Genomic DNA, 15,448 nt, shown 5'->3' with positions numbered 1-15,448 from the left:
CATATTGCTGCAAATGAATTGCAGTGTCATCAGTTTAAGACGGAGCTTACAAGAATGAAAACTTTGCAAGAGGCATATCAACAGTTTGATATTGAGCAATTGATTCAAACCCAATTGGCAGGAACGCCAACGGCACTCAATGCCTATGAAGAATGTTGCGGACGCTATATCGGTACTCAACAAACCGCTTTAATTTGGGAAGGTACACAAGGGCAATCTGCAACTTGGACATTTGATCAACTTGCAGATGCATCTGGGCAATTGGCAAATTATTTTACCCAACTGGGCTTAAAAGCAGGTGATTGTATTGCAGGATTGTTGCCGCGTACGCCTGAGTTGTTAGTTACGGTTCTTGCTACATGGCGTATTGGGGCTGTATATCAGCCTTTATTTACAGCCTTTGAATCTAAAGCGATTGAGCATCGTATTCAAACTGCAAAGACACAGCTGATTGTAACTAATACTCAGCAGCGTCCAAAACTAAATGCCTTGTCTGATGTGAAAATTTTAACTGTGGACGCAGCAAATCAAAATCAAAACCATGATGCAGATTTCTGGCAAGTTCTAACCACCCAAGACAGCCACTTTGAAACGGTATATCGTGGTTTTGAAGATGATTTTCTGATGATGTTCACGTCAGGCACTACGGGTTTAGCTAAATCTGTACCTGTGCCTTTAAAAGCCATTGTGGCATTTAAAGGTTATATGCAGCATGCCGTTGATTTAAGAGTAGAAGATTCATTTTGGAATTTAGCCGATCCAGGTTGGGCTTATGGCTTGTATTACGGTATTACAGGGCCACTAAGTTTGGGGCATAGCATTATAATGGATGAGCGTCCATTTAGTGTTGATCATGCACTGGAAATTATACGTAAATATCAGGTGAGCAATTTAACAGGTTCACCAACCGCATTTAGAATGTTCTTTGGTTTTAAAGAAAAATTTGATTGCGATATTCAACGACATTTGCGTGTGGTCAGTAGCGCAGGTGAGCCGCTTACACCAGAAGTAATTCATTGGTTTAAGCATGATTTACAAGTCAATATTTATGATCAATATGGACAAACCGAATTGGGGATGGTGATTGCCAATCATCATGCATTAGAACATCAGAAAAAAGTAGGCTCTGCCGGTTATGCCATTCCTGGACATCGTTTTGCGGTTTTAAATGCACAGCACCAAGAAGTTGCTCACGGTGAAATTGGCACACTGGCACTGGATGAATCGCAATCGCCTTTAATGTGGTTCAAAGGTTATGATGTACATGACCGTAAATCATTTGTGGGACAGTATTATTTAACTGGTGATACAGTACGTTTAAATGAATTTGGTGGAATTGATTTTATTGGTCGTGCAGACGATGTCATTACAACTTCGGGTTATCGTGTGGGGCCTTTTGATGTAGAAAGCACCTTGCTTGAATGTGAGGAAGTACTTGAATCCGCAGTGATTGGTAAGCCTGACCCTGAACGAACTGAAGCGGTGAAAGCTTTTGTAGTCTTAAAAAATCAATATCAACCAAGCACTGTATTACAGGAAAAGCTGCAACAATATGTGCGTTCACGCTTATCGAAACATGCCTATCCTAAAGAAATTGAATTTGTTAGCAGCTTGCCTAAAACCTCCAGTGGAAAAATTCAGTGTAATTTATTGAAGCAACAAGAAATTGCGAAACAAGATGCTTTGAAAAAAGTGAGTTAAATTTAGCCAACAGACCTTATTAATTATTACGCCATAAAAAAACGCCAATCATGCAGATTGGCGTTTTTTTAAAGCAGTATTTTTTATTTAAGCCATCTAATAATGCAAGTGCAAACTCAATCGACCGAAAATGTGTGCATCATATTTGTGATGTGATATTTTCAACTTTAAGCTTAGCTTACACGATAGGTAAGTTGACATGTACCTCGATTAAGATAAAAGCATGCGGGCAGAGCAACACATATTGGGGAATATCATGTTAACAGCACATTTAAACTTTATGCAGCCGTCAAAGCAGATATTTACAAAGTCGATATGGATGGGTGCAGTTTTACTATTGTCTGCTAGCAGCTATACAAAACTGGATCCAAGCAACAACTGTTGAAAGTAAAGCCTATTGCAGCTATTACGAATTCAATATGGGTGGACATTTAAACCCATCAGCTATTATGTTTTTTATTTAAACACTTACGCAGATATTGGTTGTAGCTGCGTATGTTCAAAGCTGCTTGCTAACGATGTCAGTTTTGTCTTTTTCCCTGTAGGCGTAGAAGTTGGTTTGAACTTTGTTCCTGATTTTATATTTACGCCACTGCAGGTTATAAATGGTTGTACGACAGCAACGCGAATACCACCTGTAAAAAAATGGTACAACCTCAGACAAAGTCGGGAATATGGCATGTAATTGGAATGGTGGAATTACCGATTTGAGCAAGTCGCTACATATCTTGTATCTGTTTAAATACACAACAATTCAACCGCCGTCATAACGGTTTGCTTTGAATACCCGTTATACTTGGCGTTTTGGTTTTGCAGCATAGGGCATTTTCTTGGAAAGCATATTCGATACTCAGTTGGAATTGAGCGATGCAGAAATGCATCTATATAGCCGACAAATTTTATTGGATGGCTGGGATATTGAAGCACAAGAAAAATTAAAACTTGCCAATGTACTGATTGTGGGTTGTGGCGGGATTGGCTGTTTAAGTGCAGAATTACTAGCTCGTGCAGGCGTGGGTAAAATCACCCTAATTGATGCCGATATGATTGAAACTAGTAATTTACAACGACAAATTGCTTATACCCCCGCTGATTTAGGTTTTTATAAAGCTGAAATTCTTGCAAAACGATTAATGCAAATTAACCCTTATATCGAAATTGTTAGTTTAACCACGCTGTTAGATGCGCAAAATGCAGGCACTTTAATTGCCCAACAAGATCTGGTTTTAGATGGTTGCGATAATTTCAGTACCCGATATTTGGTCAATCAATATTGCCGACAATTAAATGTGCCTTTACTCAGTGCCTCTGCCATTGGTTTTCAAGGGCAAATGTTTATGGTTGAAGGGGACTCAGCATGTTATGAATGTCTGTTCCCGAAAGAACAACATGTCAATGAAAGTTTGCGCTGTGCCGACAGTGGCGTATTGGCAACCACACCGAATGTTATGGCTACTTTACAAGCGCATCATGCCTTATTGTACTTGGGTTTAGGTAACACCGCGCTGAAACAAAAACTATTGCTTTGGGATGGTTTAAGCATGAAACAACGCTTATTGTCTTTTGATCAAGACCATAACTGTCCAGTTTGTCAGGCAAGATAGCCTTTTTACTTGGCAATTTTTTGATAAACTCACATTACTTTAATATGACTCAGACATGATGAAAAATAATATCTGGTTAGATGGTTTACGTTCAGTTGCTCGCATGGGTGAAACTGCCGTAGTGGCAGCTAAAGCAGGCATTAAATATGCTACTGAAAAGCCAAGTAATGCCAAACTCATGCGCGAAACATTTGAATCTTTAGGTTCAACCTACATTAAACTTGGACAATTTATTGCTAGCACACCGTCATTGTTCCCACGTGAATATGTCGAAGAATTCCAAGGTTGTTTAGATCAAACCCCAACTTTGCCGTTTAGCTATGTGCAGCAGGTATTGGCATCTGAATTTGCAGGGCGCAATTTAGATGAAATATTTGCCTCAATAGATGAAAAACCTTTAGCTTCAGCATCCATTGCGCAGGTACATGCTGCAAAATTGGTGAGTGGCGAAGATGTGGTGATTAAAGTGCAAAAACCAGGTGTAGAAACCATTCTCTATACCGATTTAAATGTTTTGCACTGGGCAACCAAACTGCTTGAAAAAGCTGTGCCTAAAGTCAAATTTGCATCCTTGGCCGATATTGTCGAAGAAATCAAAACCCGTATGGTGCGTGAAGTCGACTTTATTGAAGAAGCACGTAACCTAGATGATTTTATTAATTATCTGAATGTGACCCAAAACAAAAAAGCCACTGCACCTAAGGTCTATCATCAATATTCCACCCGTCGCGTATTGACCATGCAGCGCTTGTATGGCGTACCTTTGACCGATTTTGACGTGGTGAAACAAGTGTCCAACGACCCATCGCAGGTGTTGATTATTGCTATGAACACATGGTTTGGTAGCTTGATGATGTGTAACAGTTTTCATGCCGATTTACACGCAGGTAACTTGATGTTGCTTGAAGATGGGCGTGTCGGATTTATTGATTTTGGTATTGTTGGACAGCTGAATCCCGAAGTGTGGACTGCATGTATGGCCTTTATGGATGCTCTGCAAAATACCAACTACACGCTTATGGCGGAAAATATGCTCAAAATGGGCATGACCGACAAGCAAATTGATACTCAGGTTTTAGCAGCAGATTTAGAGCGTTTATTTAGTGGCGTATTGCTGGCCGATCCTCAAGAATTGCTGACTTCTAACCCCGCCGATTTAAATGACATCATGCTCGATATGGTTGCTGTGGGTGAGCGTCACGGAATCCGTTTCCCGCGTGACTTTGCTTTACTGTTCAAGCAAATGTTGTACTTTGACCGTTTTATGCGCGTTTTAGCACCTTATACCGATATTTATGCCGATCAACGATTGCAGATGGTACAAAGTATTGATCCGAATTTGTTGTTAAAGCATTAATTACCCATATTGGTCGAATCAAGCCTTCTGGTTGCATATTTTAAAGCCACTGATCTTTTGTTTTATAAGTTCTGCGTGGCTTTAAAATACGGCAAATATCTCTTTCAATAGAAGAGGATAGAAGGATTTCAAATGAAATATAGAGTGTGATCATGGACGCAATTATCATTGAAGGCTTAAAAGTAGAAACAGTCGTGGGCTGTTTTACATGGGAGCGTCAGATTCAACAACCGCTTATGTTGGATTTGATCATTGCCACCAATTTGAGCCAAGCTGCAGCTTCAGATGAGCTGCAAGACACGCTCAATTATGCAGAAATTTGCAGCATTTCAACGCAGGTGATTCAGCACGCTGCTCCCAAATTGATTGAGCACGCCGCACAATTGGTCTTAGATGCACTTTTTACGACTTTTACCGCAATTGAATCCATTAGCATCACCATTCGAAAACCTGCCATTATTCCAGAAGCCAATTCTGTAGGAATTCGTCTTGAACGCCACCGAAACGATTTTTGCCCTCGCTCTGGCGAGTAACTGCGAAGCACCACGTCAGTTTAAAAATGCCTATCAGCAAATTGCTGCTTTGGGCGAAGTGGAGTTTTCACAGATTTACCTGATTCCATGCCGTGATGGGATTGGTGCAGACTATTGGAATTCTGCTTGTTTACTCAAAAGCCGTTTAAGCTTTGAGCAGCTAAATATCATCCTCAAGGAATTGGAAGTCGCAGCAGGACGTGTGCGTCCATCGCACGATATTCCGTTAGATATAGATATTATTGCGTGGGGTGAAAATTTAGCTCAAATGCAAATCAATCCGAAAAAACTACCACTGGCTTTAGATGTGAAAATTCCGATGTGGGATATTTGGCAAGATGAGGCTTTTGTGCATTCTACGCATGATAATGCAATTGTGAGTTGTGAAGAGTAAATCAGTCAGTAAAAGTGATAGATGTGTAGTACACATCTTTAAATTTTGGCGGTGATACGTGATCTCGTTTCGGCTGACATCATCGTTTCATCTCTTGCTTATATTTTTGTATAAAAAACCATCAAAAACAATATTTTTCTGTATTTATTTGGCTTTGCACTTAAAAACTATCCACAAAATCTGCGGATAAATCTTGGGATAACTCAAAATTGGCTCTTTATCTGTTATGTCTTGATCGTTTTAATTGAGATGTTTTTCTATTTATTGGCATAAAAAACGCCCACAATCGTGAGCGTTTAAGTGTTTTCAATTCACTAAATATAATAACTGGTCTTGGTCATGAGTTTGGAAATTGCAGTCATGGTTAAACGCACAGGCACTGGCAAATCTACACCACCTGCCTTGAGCGCCGTATCACGATGATGCAATTCATCTTCATTCATTTGCACTAGAATTTTACGTGAACGATCATCTTGTTCAGGTAACTGGCTAATATGATGTTCTAAATGCAGGCTGACTTGACGCTCAGTTTCCGCCACAAAGCCCAAGCTGTATTTATCGCCTGCAATACCTGCAATTGCACCCATCCCAAAAGATAAGCCGTACCATACAGGATTAAGTAAGCTGGTGTGGCTGTCTAACTCTTTTAAGCGGTCTTCGCACCATGCCAAATGGTCTTGTTCTTCAATTGCAGCCTGTTCCATTTCACGACGTACATTGGGCAGTTTCGCGGTTAAAGCCTGACCGTGATATAGGGCTTGTGCACAGACTTCACCACTATGGTTTACCCGCATTAAGCCAGCAACATGACGTGCTTCACTCACTGCCAATTTAGTTTCAACCGTATTGCCTGGGTTTTCGCGTTGAGCCGAAGTTGTGCCAGGTACTAAACTACGCAAGGCTTGGTCAAATGAATGAATAAACTTGTCGATGCCTGTGTAATGACGCATGAAATTAATCCTCCAAAGAGTCCTGTGCAGTATCTAACATTGGCTTGAGTTTTAACAAGAGCCAAAAGGTGAAAACAGCACTTAAAACGGCAGTAATGCTAAATAAAATTTTTAAATCAATTTTTAAGATACTTAAAATTAAAATCGAAAAAATGGCAGATGACACCATAAAAATGGCGTTGAGAATATTATTGGCAGCAACCACACGTGCACGGTGCGAACGAGGGGAATAAGCTTGCATCATGGCATATAAGGGTACAATGTAAAAACCGCCGCTAATACCTAGTAAAGTGACTGCGCACATGACATGATAATAGCTCCATCCTTGCTGAAAGACTTCGCTTAAGCCCAATAGTGCGCCCGTTTTTTCTGGTACAAAAGCCAATGCGCCCGCTAAATAAAAAGCAAAAATGGTTAAACCGACTGCACCAATAGGCACCATTTTAATATTGACCTCTGTACCGCCTATTTTACGGCAGAGCAAAGAACCTACACCAATGCCGACAGAAAATAGCGTCAGTAATAAACTTACTACATTTTCAGAGGCATGCAGATTTTGCTGAGTGAGCTGCGGAATTTGGGTTAAATAAGTTGCCCCATAAAACCAATACCAAGAATTGCCCAATAAAATTAGAAAAATCATGGGTAAGCTTTTGGCATATTTTAAAGTCTGAAAACTGGTACGGAAAAAATTCCAGTCAATTTGAATGTCGGGTGCAGTAACGCGTTGCGTCAGTACAAAACGGCTTGAGGCATAACCAATCAGAGCAATAATCACTACAGTTAAGCTAATCCAGACTAAATTTCCTGCAGATACTGAAATCACTGCACCGCCTAAAATCATCCCCAATAAAATCGCAATAGATGTACCTGACTGGAAAATTGCATTACCGGACATCAGTTCATGCGGTTTTAGCGCTTCAGGCAAAATGGCATATTTAATAGGGCCAAAAAAGGTCGATTGTGCGCCCATTAAAAAAAGGGCGGTCAGCAACAACCACAAACTTCCTAACAGGAAACCTACAGTCGCAATCAGCATGATGATAATTTCCAGCAATTTGATGGCACGTACCAATTGGGCGCGTTCATACTTGTCTGCCAATTGTCCTGCGGTGGCAGAAAAAATGAAATAGGGCAAAATAAACAGCAAGGCTGCCAAATTGTTCAGGGTACTGACATTTGCAGATTGCTGACTAATCAAGCCATAGGTAAAGACCAAAAGCAGCGCTTGTTTATATACGTTATCGTTGAGTGCGCCAAAGAATTGAGTGAGAAACATCGGCAAAAAGCGACGACTCTTTAACAAATGTTCATTTTTTTCCATGCGTGATTAACTTCGTGTAGTTTTATTAAGAAATGTGACCGCTTGATATAATTGTACAGAAAATCATGTATGATGTTTCAAGTCTTTTCACTGATGAAAAATCAAATAAATTAGTGTTTATACGCGGGTTGATTGGGGTTTTTCTATAAAAATTAAATCAGTTTAGAGTTTTTTATGCTTGTAAATACAAACTTTAAAAAATCAGTACTGTGTTCCAGTATGCATGCAATTTTATGCTGGAATATGCCGAAAAAGCTCGGACTGAGTCTGTTTTTAGGTTTAGTTGCATCTTCAAGTTTTGCAGAAAGTCTTACGGTACCTAATTCAAACGCTCAGCTTGCTGAAAATCCTACACCGTTGCAGACTCCAACTGCAGAAGAAGCACAAAATTTAGCTACAGAAATTAAACAATTGGCAGCAGCACAAGGCAAAGACAGTGCCGAAGATCTGCAAAAAATTGAAGAAGCTTTAGAGCAAACACAAACGCCTGAATTTAATAGTCTAGAAATGCTGCAACAGCAACAACATGCAGGTGCATCTTTTGCTGAATTTCAGCCTATCGAATTTGAAGACTTAGAAGATTTACCCATTGCACCTGTAGATCAGGAGCTTGCTAATCAAATTTTTCAGGTAGCAGAACAAGCCAAACAAGAAGCGATGCTAGACCGCAATGGTCAAGTGCCTGAAACATTGGTGCAAGATGCGACACAGCAGGAGTTGCTACAAATTGATCAAGCGCCTGTAAATGTTGATCAGCTCATGACAAACATTCAGGCAGACAGCAATTTTGTAGTGGAAGCCAATCCTGCAGATACCTTAATGACTGAATTGGGTTGGATGACGCAGGATGAAAATGCCGATAAACCTGGTTTTTTTAGACGTTTACTTTACAAAGTCCGTCCACCGCGTGAGCTAAATACAGCCAAAGTGCCGCGCATCAGCGCTGATGTGGTGATTAGTGCAAACAGCGCTCAAAATGGAACACAAAACGCCATTGGGGAAGTTTCACCAGAAGCTTATCGAACAGCAGTAGATAATTTAAGTGCTAACATTAAGGCCAAACTTTCAAGTTTTACCCAGGAGTCTTTTGCAGATTTTCCATCGGCATTGCCACAACTGCGTACGTTGTCAAATCAGGCTGCGCAGGCGGTGGGTTTTTATAATGCCGAGTTTAAGTTTGAAAAACTCAACGATAGCCGCGTGCGAGTGCATGTTGTGCCAAATCCACCTGTGGCGATTAAACAGCAAAATATTGAATTTACAGGCGAAGGACAATACGAGGCACAATTTCAGGTCATTGGCGTATTGCCAGATCAAGAAGTAGATGATGTGTTTAATCATGGTTTGTATGAACAAACCAAAAAGCGTATTACCGATGCAGCTTCAGATAACGGTTATTTTGACAGTTACTGGCGTCTGCATGACGTTAAAGTTGCTCAACCTCAAAATACAGCCGATATCAATTTACGTTACGAAACGGGCGAGCGTTATAAACTCGGTAACGTCGAATTTCGTATGAGCGATCCAAACAAAGAATTCCCTTTGGATATGGATATTCTGCAAAGTATGGTCACTTGGCAGGACAATGCTGACTATACTTTTTGGCGTGTGAATGGTTTGGCCAATAATCTCACCAACTCGCGTTATTTTAACTACACCTTGGTGGATACAATTCGCCCTGATCCTGTAGAGCATCCTTTGGAATTGCCGCCTGATATTCAGGCTTTGGTCGATCATCAAAAACTCTCTATTTACGATCCCACAGTTGTCGATCAAAAACGCGTGGTGTCATCTCAGGAAGTGACACAATCTGTGGTGAGCGAAGCTGGGTTTGCGGGTACAGAAGAAGTTGCAAGCAACGATAAACTGCGTATGTTACAAGCACAGCAAGAAGATAAACAATCGGAAGAAGAACGCTTAAAACAACAGGCACGTATTGATAAAAAAATTCCTGTGATTGTGACTTTAAATGCAGACCGCTTAAATAGTGCCGAAGTCGGTGCGGGTTTTGGAACTGACACAGGCGTGCGTTTGCGTGGGCAATATCGCCGTGCCATTGTTAATAAACGCGGTCACTCTTTCGATGCCAACTTGGAGCTTTCACAAATTCGTCAAGCTATTGATGGACGCTATAACATTCCTTATAACCATCCACTGAATGATAATATTGCGTTGGTAGGTGGTTATGAGCGTGAAGAACGTGACGATGTCGCACAAGGTGGCGGCTTGATGATTGAATCTGCGGTTGCAGGTGTTGACCGTGTGATAAAAAAACCAATGGGCAGCTGGCAACATACTTTTGGTTTACGTTATCGACTAGATCGCTTGACTGAAGATGGCACTGTATTCTTTGGAAAAGTACCTGATGCCTTTATTGCCAATGGTGATGTCGAGCAACAATCGTTATTGCTTGGCTATGAAGTTTCACGCACTGACAGCAACCGTCGTGTCAACCCAAGCAAAGGTTTCCGCCAAATTTATAAAATAGAGCTGGGAAGTGAGTCACTGCTTAGTGATGCAGATTTAGCCATTCTGAATGCAGGTTGGCGTTTTATTTATTCATTGGGTGAAAATGACGACCATCAATTTGTCGGGCGCAGTGACTTAGGTTATATCTATACCGAAGATTTTAATAAAGTGCCGTATAACTTGCGTTATTTTACCGGTGGAGATCAGTCTTTACGTGGCTTTGACTACAAGTCATTAACACCACAAATTGAAGGCTTTAAAATTGGTGGTCAGGCTTTGGCAGTTGGTTCATTAGAATATAACTATCAATTTAAAGAGGGTTGGCGCGCAGCCGTATTTAGTGATTTTGGTAATGCTTACGATAAAGACTTTAGCAACGACACCGAATATAGCGTAGGTTTGGGGGTACGTTGGGCATCACCGATTGGTCCAATTCGGTTTGATGTGGCTTCTGGTATTTCAGATGACAATCATCCAATCCGTTTACATTTCTTTATTGGCTCTCAACTATAAATTTAAGACTTAGAGAACATTATGGCTGAAGTTGAACAGCAACCAGAAACCCCAGTAACGCCACCTAAAAAGCGTCGAATACTCAGGAGTGTTTTACTGTCACTGCTGTTGATGCTGGTTTTATTGGTGTCCGCATTGGTGGTGATGTTCTCAACAGACCGTGGCTCGAAGTTCTTATTAGACAGTGTTTTGCAGCGCCAAGAAATTATTCACTATGAATATGAAGGTGGTAATTTATGGCATGGGATTATTCTGCGCAATATTATCGTCAGTTTAAAACCTGTTGATGTCAAAATTGACCGTGCTGATGTCATTCTTGGTTGGCGTGCCATTTTAGATAAAGAAATCCATCTTAACCGTGCCGATGTGCGTAATCTGCGGATTTATCCGAAAGGCCCACCGAGTGATGATCCATTCAAATTCAATGAAATTCGCCTACCTTTTGTTTTGCGTTTAGATACTGCTGATGTCGATCATTTATTGATTCAAACCGCTTCTGGTACACAGGTCGATTTTTACGATATTCATTTAAATAATGCCTTGTGGTCGGGCACAGAGCTTAAATTTGAAGATTCTAATATTGATATGGAATATTTGAATGTACGCAATGCCACAGGCAATATGAAGTTTGAAGGTAAATATCCGCTTAATGTGGTGGGTGATTTAAATATTCCATCTTTACATACCAGCTTAAATATTCACGATATTAAAGTGGTCGGCAAAGGTACACTCGACACAATTCAGGCGGGTGTTGCAACAAATACGCCTGACTTACTTACAGGATGGGTGGTGTTGCACCCCATGCGCAAAGAAGTGCCAATGTTTGGTGAGTTACAATTTAAAGACTACCGTTGGCCTATTTTGACCGAGCAGGAACTTTTTACTAACGCGGGTGTCGCCAAATTTAAAGGCGATATTAAGCGTTTAAATATTGATGTGAATACGGATTTGAGTGGTAAACACATTCCTAAAGGTCAATATACAGGTTTGATGTATACCGATTTAGTTCATCAACTGAATATCAGTAATTTAAATGCACAACTCATGCAAGGTGCAGCTAATTTAGCGGGTATTGTCAGTTGGGATCAAAAAGTGAGTTGGGATTTAACGGGGCGTTTGGATAAAATTAATCCTAAAGATCCAATAATTCCTCAAGTGGTCAAAGACTTTTTACCGCCAAGTTTAGATGCCAATTTGACTTCTAAAGGTCATTTGGAAAAAGGTACGCATTTAACTGCACAAATTGATTTTGACCGATATGAAACATGGAACTTAAAACTAGACCAAAATCCTATACAGGGTAAAGCGGCGAATCCAATGTTGTTGGATGTGCGCTGGAATAATATTGACCGTGCAGTGCCGTATGTGGGTTGGCTAAAAAGTGAATCGGGTGATGTGAAATTGGCCTTAGTAGAAGGCCAGCAAGATATTTTTGTGGCGACTAAAGTCAGCACACATGAAAAAACTATGCTACCTGCAGGTATGTACCAAGCCAAACTGAATTTAAAGAATAATCGCTTAAATATTCCTAATTTTAAATTTGATACCGCAGATAGTCATTTGGCAGGCAGCGCCGTCATTGATTTACCAACTGATAAACGTCAGTTGAAATGGAATACAGTCTTGGCTGCGAAAAACTTTAATCCGCAAAGTATCAGCACCGCAGCACCTGTTAATGTGTTGAATGGGCAGTTTAAAGCCAATGGTTTTGCATTGCCAAATCAGCAAATTATTCATTTGAATGACATTAATTTAACAGGGCGTTTGGTCAATCAAAATGAAAACGTACATTTAACTGGGCAAAGCACCATCGCTTTATTGTTCCATGATGTCAAAGCAGGCGGTGGTTTTAAAAGTTTTGCTGTGAATTATGATGGTGGGTTAAATGCTAGTGCCATTCAAGGCAGTAAAGGACATTTAAAATTAAAGTTATCGGGTACGCCTGAACTAATTAAAATTAGCGACTTGAGACACAATGGTGTTGCAGGGCAAATTGTGGCGAATGGGTTGCTGCATTTGAATCAGGGGGTGAGTTGGAATTTAAACGCTTCTTTAATTCGCTTTAAGCCGCACTATTTTGTGTCCAGTGTCCGTGGTGAATTATCGGGCAATATTCGCACCCAGGGTATTTGGTCGGACACACAAAAACGGATCAACATTGAACGTCTGAATTTGGCAGGCATGCTCAATAATAAACCTGTACGTGGTACGGGTAATTTAGCCATGTTGATTGATGCCAATCAAAAAGGCTTTTTCCCACAACAGTTTGAAGCCAATAATCTATTTTTGTCTTATGCCAAAAATCAGTTACAAGCAACAGGAAATGCACAAAATCTGCGTATTAAAGTCAATGCGCCTGCTTTATACGAAATCTATTCAGGTTTGCGTGGACGTGCCTATGGCTATATCAATGTGCAGTCACAGCCACGCTTACAAGCCACTGCCAATATTGCTGTTGATCAGTTTAGTGTAAATAATATTTTCAGCGTGCGTAAATTACGCCTACAAGGTGAATTGCCAACCTCTGAAAATACGCCAACGCTGATGACGGCATCCATGGAAAATTTACGCAGTGGCAACCGTGGCATCGAGAAAGGGCAAATTTCTTTAGCAGGCACACGTCAGGCGCATATTTTAAAACTTGAAGCTGAAAATAAGTTGAGTAAGTTTTATGTGCAATTGGCAGGTGGTTTAAATGCACAAAATGATTGGATGGGACAAATTCAGAAAGGAGATTTTGACTCTTTAAGAACCCACTTGGCACAGCGCCAAAACGCAGCCGTGATTTATCAAAACAAAACCAGTGAGCTGTATGTTGGTGCGCACTGCTGGATGAGTCAGCAAAGCCAATTGTGTTTTGATCAGCCTATTCGCGTGAGTAAAACCAAAGCCAATGCATCATTTGTGACTCAAAACTTAGACTTAAATGACTTTTCTGCATTTATGCCTGAAGGTTTGGCGATTACAGGTAAGGTCAATGGTTATGCTAAAGCTGCATGGGCAAAAGGACAGAAACCGAAAATTGATGCGCATTTGGTAACGCGTGATGGCGTCATTGGACTTGCTGCGGACGATCCGCAAGACATAGGTTCTACCTTGCGCTATGAACAAGTGGCTGTGGTCGCAAAAAGCATTGCCGAAGGGCTGAAATTACGTGTAGATGTGAAAACGCCTGAAATTGGTACGGGTTATGCCAATGTACTAATTGATCCTTACGCTAAAAATATGCCAATCCGCGGTGAAATTGCCTTTGATCAGGTACAACTCAAAGTCTTTAAACCGTTTATTGCCGATGTGCGCTCAATGGCAGGCATTTTGTCTTTTGCAGGCAAAGTCAACGGGACTTTGACTTCACCATTGCTCACAGGTGAAATGCGCCTGAAAGATGGTGCGATCAGCATGATTTCTTTACCTGTAAATCTGACCAATGTGCAGCTTTATTCATCTATCCGCCAAGATCAGGCCAGTATTAATGGTGCGTTTAACAGCGGTGGTGGTGCCGGGCGTTTAACGGGCAGTGTAGATTGGAAGAATGAGCCACGTATTCAGTTAAATCTAAACGGTAAAGATTTATTGATTCGTCAAGCACCGCTGATTACTGCAATGATTACGCCAGATGTATCGTTAGATGTTTTACCTTTCCAGAAAAAACTGAATTTAAAAGGGCGTGTGGATGTACCTCGGGCTTTAATTTCTATGCCTGAAGTTTCTTCTCCTGTGGTCAACGTGTCCTCGGATGTGCGTGTGGTGCATGAGGGACAAGATCAACTGGCATTGTTGCGTTCCGCTCGTCCGTGGGATATTCGTGCCGACCTGGAACTGAATTTGGGTGATCGGGTCATTTTCCAAGGCTTTAATAGCCGTATTCCACTGATTGGACGTTTGTATTTATCTCAACGTGGTTTAGAAACTGCGATGCGTGCCAATGGTGCGATTGGGGTAAGTCAACGTGTGAAAATTGAAGCTTACGGACAAAGTCTGGATTTGAACCGTGCTATTGCGCGTTTTAATGGCCCAATTTCTAACCCAACTTTAGATATGGATGCCAATAAAAATGTACAAGGCAGTATGGTCGGCTTTAGGGTTACAGGCACAGCCAGTAGCCCGAACATTCAGGTCTATAACGATGCAGGCTTATCTGAACAAGAAGCATTAAATGCCTTGATTACAGGTCGTATTAATGAAGGTACCAGTGGTTTGAGTCAGACTGAAAGCTTTAAGTCAGATGTCAACAGTACCATTGCCGCGGCAGGTATTAGTATGGGTTTAGGTGGTACACGTGCTTTAACAAATCAAATTGGACGTACATTTGGTTTAAGTGGTTTGGCACTTGATGCTCAGGGTACAGGTGATGATACCCAAGTCAGTTTGACGGGTTATATTACCCCAGACTTGTTTATCCGTTACGGTGTAGGCGTTTTCACACCTGTCAATAAATTGACTTTGCGCTATCAAATGAATAAACGACTGTATTTGGAAGCGAGCCAAGCTTTAGAACGTGCTGTGGATATTTTCTATAACTGGCGCTTCTAAGGTCAACCTAACCTAAAAAATGCGTTCAATCAGAGCGCATTTTTTTAACTTGTGTATGGATAGTTTCGTA

Annotated in this window: 9 protein-coding genes; 7 read left to right on the top strand and 2 right to left on the bottom strand. The window is 40.9% G+C overall.

Annotated elements, in window-relative coordinates; all coding sequences use genetic code 11:
• Nucleotides 1-54 precede the first annotated feature (54 nt).
• The 5 genes from AC0T5Z_RS07890 (at nucleotide 55) to AC0T5Z_RS07870 (ending at nucleotide 5,589) form a co-directional block, all read left to right on the top strand.
• A complete protein-coding gene (locus AC0T5Z_RS07890) occupies nucleotides 55-1,701 on the top strand; it encodes an AMP-binding protein (protein ID WP_435337224.1) in 1,647 nt (548 codons plus the stop codon).
• 875 nt (nucleotides 1,702-2,576) lie between these two features.
• On the top strand, nucleotides 2,577-3,305 hold the full coding sequence (locus AC0T5Z_RS07885) for a HesA/MoeB/ThiF family protein (protein ID WP_435337232.1): 729 nt from the start codon (nucleotides 2,577-2,579) through the stop codon (nucleotides 3,303-3,305).
• A gap of 58 nt (nucleotides 3,306-3,363) precedes the next feature.
• Nucleotides 3,364-4,662, top strand: coding sequence for an ABC1 kinase family protein (locus tag AC0T5Z_RS07880; protein ID WP_435337233.1), 1,299 nt, complete (start codon nucleotides 3,364-3,366; stop codon nucleotides 4,660-4,662).
• Nucleotides 4,663-4,814: 152 nt separating this feature from the next.
• Nucleotides 4,815-5,195: a dihydroneopterin aldolase gene (gene folB, locus AC0T5Z_RS07875; RefSeq protein ID WP_435337225.1), complete on the top strand. Its 381-nt coding sequence runs from the start codon at nucleotides 4,815-4,817 to the stop codon at nucleotides 5,193-5,195.
• A complete protein-coding gene (locus AC0T5Z_RS07870; protein WP_435337226.1) occupies nucleotides 5,152-5,589 on the top strand; it encodes a 2-amino-4-hydroxy-6-hydroxymethyldihydropteridine diphosphokinase in 438 nt (145 codons plus the stop codon). The genes folB and AC0T5Z_RS07870 overlap by 44 nt, the downstream gene beginning before the upstream one ends.
• 314 nt (nucleotides 5,590-5,903) lie before the next feature.
• On the opposite strand, the gene coq7 is transcribed toward AC0T5Z_RS07870, so the two are convergent.
• Nucleotides 5,904-6,539 carry a 2-polyprenyl-3-methyl-6-methoxy-1,4-benzoquinone monooxygenase gene (coq7, locus tag AC0T5Z_RS07865; RefSeq protein WP_004973212.1) on the bottom strand — a complete coding sequence of 212 codons (636 nt, stop codon included), beginning with the start codon at nucleotides 6,537-6,539 and terminating at the stop codon, nucleotides 5,904-5,906.
• A 4-nt stretch (nucleotides 6,540-6,543) separates the two neighbouring features.
• Complete coding sequence (locus tag AC0T5Z_RS07860) at nucleotides 6,544-7,863, bottom strand: MFS transporter (protein ID WP_435337227.1); 1,320 nt, start codon at nucleotides 7,861-7,863, stop codon at nucleotides 6,544-6,546.
• Between the two features lie 174 nt (nucleotides 7,864-8,037).
• Here AC0T5Z_RS07860 and AC0T5Z_RS07855 point away from each other — a divergent pair, with 174 nt between their 5' ends.
• Both AC0T5Z_RS07855 and AC0T5Z_RS07850 read left to right on the top strand, forming a co-directional pair.
• A complete protein-coding gene (locus AC0T5Z_RS07855; protein WP_435337228.1) occupies nucleotides 8,038-10,845 on the top strand; it encodes an autotransporter assembly complex protein TamA in 2,808 nt (935 codons plus the stop codon).
• A 21-nt stretch (nucleotides 10,846-10,866) separates the two neighbouring features.
• Nucleotides 10,867-15,378 carry a translocation/assembly module TamB domain-containing protein gene (locus AC0T5Z_RS07850; protein ID WP_435337229.1) on the top strand — a complete coding sequence of 1,504 codons (4,512 nt, stop codon included), beginning with the start codon at nucleotides 10,867-10,869 and terminating at the stop codon, nucleotides 15,376-15,378.
• Nucleotides 15,379-15,448: the final 70 nt, after the last annotated feature.

The sequence above is a fragment of the Acinetobacter pengchengensis genome (assembly GCF_982235305.1).
Note: the sequence above shows the minus strand (reverse complement) of the source record. Positions and strands in the feature narration are given on the sequence as shown.